The sequence below is a fragment of the Proteiniphilum sp. UBA5384 genome, assembly GCF_002410825.1.
Lineage (GTDB): Bacteria > Bacteroidota > Bacteroidia > Bacteroidales > Dysgonomonadaceae > Proteiniphilum.
The window spans coordinates 334,183-338,455 of record NZ_DHOS01000010.1 but is presented as its reverse complement, the minus strand read 5'-3'; the positions used below and the strand labels follow the sequence as shown (position 1 = coordinate 338,455).

General features: G+C 41.4%; 3 protein-coding genes. 1 reads left to right on the top strand and 2 read right to left on the bottom strand.

Annotated elements, in window-relative coordinates; genetic code table 11:
• On the top strand, positions 1 to 421 hold a 421-nt coding region (locus B4G81_RS04220; RefSeq protein WP_294080417.1), incomplete at its 5' end, for an OmpA family protein.
• A 113-nt stretch (positions 422 to 534) separates the two neighbouring features.
• On the opposite strand, the gene B4G81_RS04215 is transcribed toward B4G81_RS04220, so the two are convergent.
• Positions 535 to 3,003 carry a bifunctional UDP-N-acetylmuramoyl-tripeptide:D-alanyl-D-alanine ligase/alanine racemase gene (locus B4G81_RS04215; protein WP_294080415.1) on the bottom strand — a complete coding sequence of 823 codons (2,469 nt, stop codon included), beginning with the start codon at positions 3,001 to 3,003 and terminating at the stop codon, positions 535 to 537.
• Between the two features lie 61 nt (positions 3,004 to 3,064).
• Entirely contained in the window at positions 3,065 to 4,042 is a 978-nt protein-coding gene (locus tag B4G81_RS04210; RefSeq protein ID WP_294080413.1) for a GSCFA domain-containing protein, read from the bottom strand.
• Positions 4,043 to 4,273 lie beyond the last annotated feature (231 nt).

Below are 4,273 nucleotides of genomic sequence, written 5' to 3'. Positions count from 1 at the left end.
GATCAACAGACTGCGTGCTGAAAATGAACAACTCAGACTCAGACCGGAATCTTGCCCGGAATGTCCTGAAGTGAAGCCGACTGTTGTAAGCGAAGCTGTTTACATTCCTAACGTAGTATTCTTCCGCATCAATTCTGCAAAGATTGACAAAGGTCAGCAAGTAAGCGTATACAACACTGCTGAATACATGAAAGCTAACCCGAATGCGAAAGTTAATATCGTGGCTTATGCCGACAAACAAACCGGTACTCCCGAATACAACTTTGCACTTTCTGAAAAACGTGCAAGAGCGGTTGCCGATGCTTTGACCAACGAATACGGAATCAACAGCGATCGTATCTCTATCGACTGGAAGGGTGATACCGAACAGCCGTACGCAGAAAACGACTGGAACCGTGTTGCTATCTTCTTTGTAGACTAAGATTAGTAGACAACATACTAAAAAATATCCCGGCCAATATTGGTCGGGATATTTTTATTGAAGAACTACAAATATAATTATTCTCATAAATACCTTGGCTCTTGATTCTAATTTCATTCTTTAATATAAATCCGTTTTACACGGGGAGATACAGCAGTCAATATTTCATAGGGAATAGTGCCAATACTTTCCGCCATTTCGATGACAGATAAACCTTCACCAAAGAGAATAACGGAATCTCCCTCTTTGACTTTTATATCGGTTACATCTACCATACAAAGATCCATGCAAACATTCCCCACAATAGGAGCATATTGCCCATTAATAAGCACTTTCCCTTTCCTGTTTCCGAATTGCCGATTCAAGCCATCGGCATAACCAAACCGGATGGTAGCAATACGGGCGTCATAGGCTAATTTTTCCTTTCTGCCGTAACCGATGGTCTCGTTGGAAGAGACTTCCTTTATCTGAAGAATGGTCGTTTTCAACGTACATACATTCTTCAGTCCGGATAGACCACTTGCACTGATGCCATACAATCCAATCCCCAGGCGAGCCATATCCCATCTGGTATCCTGAAACCGCTCCATCCCGGCAGAATTCAGAATATGCTTATATACCGGATAATGAAAGGCCTGCTCAATCTCCTTTGCGGCCTCCTTGAATATATGCATCTGCTGATGAGTGAAATCATCGAAATGCCAACTTTCACTGGCAGACAAATGAGAAAATATGGAACGTACCTTCAATCCTTTTTGCTTCTTCAATAGGATGATCATCTCGGAAATTTGTTCCGGAAGAAACCCTAACCGATGCATGCCGGTATCAATCTTCAGATGGATCGGATAATCGGTAATACCCCTTCTTTCCGCCTCTTTTATAAAGGCTGACAGAATCCGGAAGTTATACACCTCGGGTTCCAGATCATTAGAAAAAAGCTCTTCAAAACCATTCACTTCAGGGTTCAATACAATAAGGGGCAATGAAATTCCCTCCTTCCGAAGCTGAATGCCTTCCTCTGCCACGGCAACTGCCAGATAATCGCAACGGTGGTATTGGAGTGTCTTGGCAATTTCCACAGCACCGGCACCATAGGCATTGGCCTTCACCATGCAGACCAGTTTCATATCCGGCTGCAAACGCGATTTATAAAAGTTGAAATTATGCACTACTGCATCAAGGTCGACTTCCAGCATCGTTTCATGAATGCGTTCCTCTATAAGGATGCAAATCTGCTCAAAATGATACTTCCGTGCTCCCTTCAGGAGAATCAACTCATGGTTGAAACCCCGCCATTCCTCCGAATCGATAAATTCACCCGTAGTCTCATAAAACGATTTCTCCGGCATCGGAAACATATCCTGGCTGGCAGCAATTTCTTTCCCTATACCGATTATCCTTTCTATCCCGCTCTGCTCCACCATCTCCGCTACTTTCTTATAAAGAGACCGGGACGGTATGCCTGTCTGAAGAATATCAGAGAGGATCAATGTTTTCTTCAGGTGTCGGTCCACTTTTCGTTGCTGCTGAAAGTCAAGGGCAATCTTAATAGAATTGATATCAGAATTATATGTATCATTGATAATGATGCAATTCTCTTTCCCTTTTCGCACATCCAGGCGCATGGCGACCGGTTCCAACAGGGCCATTCGTGAAGATATCTCCGGAGGAGAAATATGCAGATAGAGTGCCACGGCAAGGCAACTGATGGCATTCTCAATCGAAGCTTCATCGGTAAAAGGAATGGTAAACGAATAGTCAAAATCGAGAAAAGAATAATCAATGGCTGTGTTCATCTCATTCTTTTTTACAGCCGATATGTATAAATGAGCATCCCTGTTTCTTCTTGACCAGCCAAAGGTTTTCTGGGATAACACCATTTGATCGACACACTCGGAGACTAATTCGCTGTCTTCATCAAAAATAAAAACATCGCAATTCATGAAAAGCTCCAGTTTCTCCATGATCTTCTGCTTCATGGAAGTGAAATTCTCCTGATGCGCCTCTCCGATTTTAGTCAGCACTCCAATCGTAGGTTTAATGACCGGCTCCAGGTTCTCCATTTCACCCGGCATCGATATTCCTGCTTCAAAGATACCCAACTCAGCATCTTCATTCAATTGCCATACCGAGAGCGGGACACCTATCTGTGAGTTATAACTCCTCGGAGAACGGACAACACTATAATCATTTTCAAGGATTTGATAAAGCCACTCCTTGACAATCGTCTTTCCATTGCTTCCAGTGATTCCTATAATAGGTATATCGAATCGCTTCCGGTGATAAGCTGCTATTTTCTGCAATGCCGACAAAGAATTCTTCACTTTCAGAAAATGGGCACCACCCCATTTTTGCCACTCCGGAAAAAGCTTACTGACAACAAAGTAGCGCACACCTTTCTGATACAAATCATCAATAAAAAGGTGGGCATCGTTATTTTTCGTTTCCAACGCAAAGAAAAGTGTTTCTGCAGGAAGTGACAGTTTCCGACTGTCTGTAAGAAGAATCGATATCTCGCCGGATGCCTGCCTGTCTATAGAAACTCCTAATATAGACGCTATTTCTTGAATATTGTATTGCATAATTAATTTGCTGATTTACCGATTTACTGATTTGCAAATTATAATAATTATCACATTAATCTCATTGGCACATTGATGTATTCGTCTCATCACAAGATATTTCCGGAAACTTCAGGATAAACTCATTCAACTTTCTCCGGGTATCCTTCATAAATTTGTTATGGGCGTTTGTTCCAGGATAAATGGGGCGATGATCCAACGCTTTTCGGATCTGTTCCCATTCTTCATTTATTTTCATTGTATGGTCCGAGAAAAAAGTTTTGCCGAAAAGCTGCCAGATATAGTCTATGGCTACAGAGGAAGGATGGATCATATCATTCTCATAAAATCTGTAATCACGCAAATCATCGATCATAACCTCGTAAGCGGGAAAATAGTATACATTATCGGGGAAAAGATGCTGTAATTTATCAATAGCCAGATGAAGGACCGATTTACTGAGTTGATTCTCATGTACACCCTCTTTCCAGTGACGCACAGGACTTACTGTGAACAGTAACTGAATCTTTGGCTGAACAGCCTTGAGTGCAGTAATTATTTCGCTCCATTCTTCTATGACCTCCCCTACTGAAAGGCGGAACCTATGAAACATATTAGATGGAAACTTATGGCAATTCCCCACAATCACCCCACTCTCTTTCCATTGATATACATAAGCAGATCCAAAAGTAATAAGAAAGAGATCTGTCTGCCTGATATTGCCGGCTGCACATTCAAAACGATCTGAAATATTCCGCAAACAAGTATCCTTATCGGAAGATGAAAATTGTCCATGATGCATCAGGCTATGGAATATACCATTGCAAGATACAAGGTCGGCTTCAGAAAAAGATTCTGCACCTAATAATCTCCTGATAGCGGCAGAAATGGAAAAGGGATTATATAGGATTCCAAAAGGGTTCAGATCCAACCGGAATTTATAATACTGTAGCTTCCTGCCGATATTTTCAGAAAAACAAGAACCAAAAAGCATCATCCGGGTAGTATGATCGATCTGTATAGCTGAAACGGGGTTATGTATGATTGTCCTGAAATCCATATGTGACCATTTTCATTACAAAAATAACAATAATAACGCCATTTCGACTCTACAAATAATTTATATTTTGTGAAAGTCCCAATTGATGTGATGATTCGATAATTTACTCATGAATGTGGTCATTCTCCGGTATCGCCCGATGTAGCAAGGGAAGGTGTATAAAAAAGGAAAGGTTGTCTCACGACAACCAATCTTCATTGTTAACCTTAAATCTAATACCATGAAAAACAC